The 1459-nt window shown below is 66.9% G+C and carries 2 protein-coding genes; both read left to right on the top strand.

Going from position 1 to position 1459, the window contains the following annotated elements:
- On the top strand, positions 1-333 hold a 333-nt coding region (locus DFO50_RS18710), incomplete at its 5' end, for a cytochrome ubiquinol oxidase subunit I (RefSeq protein ID WP_199489906.1).
- An 11-nt stretch (positions 334-344) separates the two neighbouring features.
- Positions 345-1459 (top strand): cytochrome d ubiquinol oxidase subunit II (gene cydB, locus DFO50_RS18705; RefSeq protein ID WP_112693020.1); only part of this gene is annotated, 1115 nt, incomplete at its 3' end.

Raw genomic sequence — 1459 nt, 5'->3', positions numbered from 1 at the left:
GCGCTGTGGTACTCGGTCAAGGGCTGCTTTGCCGAGCGCCGCTGGTTGCTGAAGGCGGCGCTGTGGAGCCTGCCGATGCCGTGGTTCGCCTGCGAAGTCGGCTGGCTGGTGGCCGAGTACGGGCGGCAGCCGTGGACCATCTACGGCGTGCTGCCGACCCGGCTGTCGGTGTCGACGCTGTCGGTCGGTTCGCTGTACGGCTCGCTGGCCGGCTTTATCGGCTTCTACACCGTGCTGCTGGTGATCGAGGTGTTCCTGATGCAGCGCTTTGCGCGCCAGGGGCCGGGCAGCCTGGGCACCGGCCGCTACGCCAATGAAGCCACCGCGCACTGAGGAGAACGGACATGATCGATTACCCGACACTGAAACTCATCTGGTGGCTGCTGGTTGGCGTGCTGCTGATCGGCTTTGCCGTCATGGACGGCCATGACATGGGCGTGGGTACCCTGCTGCCCTTCGTCGGTCGCGACGACGTCGAACGGCGCGTGGTCATCAATACCGTTGGCCCGCACTGGGACGGCAACCAGGTGTGGTTCATCACCGCCGGCGGGGCGATCTTCGCCGCCTGGCCGCTGGTCTACGCCACGGCGTTCTCCGGTTTCTACTGGGCAATGCTGGTGGTGCTGTGGGCGCTGTTCTTCCGGCCGGTCGGTTTCGACTACCGCAGCAAGATCCGCGATCCGCGCTGGCGCTCGACCTGGGACTGGGGCCTGTTCATCGGTGGTTTTGTGCCGCCGCTGATCTTCGGTGTGGCATTCGGCAACCTGCTGCAGGGGGTGCCGTTCCGCTTCGACGCCAATCTGGTGTCGTACTACGAGGGGTCGTTCTGGGGCCTGCTCAATCCGTTCGCGCTGTTGTGCGGGGTGGTGTCGAGCGCGATGGTGACCTTCCATGGCGCGGTCTACCTGATGCACCGCACCGAGGGCGACATCCAGCGCCGCGCGCGCACCTGGGCCACCGTGACCGGCCTGCTGACACTGGCCGCCTTCACGCTGGCCGGCGTCTGGCTGGCTTATGGCATCGACGGCTATGTGATTACCTCGGCGATCAATGCCGCCGCCCAGCCGGACCCGCTGACCAAGACCGTGGTGCGTGCGCCGGGAGCATGGCTGGCCAACTACCGGCTGTACCCGTCGACCCTGCTGGTGCCGTTGCTGGCCTATGCCGGCTTTGGCCTGGCGCTGCTGCTGGCGCGGCGCGGCCTGACCTTCGCCGCCTTCTGGGCGTCGGCGGTCGGCCTGGCCGGTGTGATCGGCACCGCCGGCGTATCGATGTTCCCGTTCGTGATGCCGTCCAGCCTGGACCTGGCATCCAGCCTGACGGTGTGGGACAGCGTGTCCAGCCAGCGGACGCTCGGCGTGATGCTGGTGGCGACGCTGATCTTCATGCCGACCATCATCGTCTATACGCGCTGGGCCTACAGCGTGATGCGCGGCAAGGTCACCGCCGCCTATGTGCG

The sequence above is a fragment of the Microvirgula sp. AG722 genome (genome assembly GCF_003269145.1).
In the GTDB taxonomy this organism is placed as follows: Bacteria; Pseudomonadota; Gammaproteobacteria; order Burkholderiales; family Aquaspirillaceae; genus Microvirgula; species Microvirgula aerodenitrificans.
Note: the sequence above shows the minus strand (reverse complement) of the source record. Positions and strands in the feature narration are given on the sequence as shown.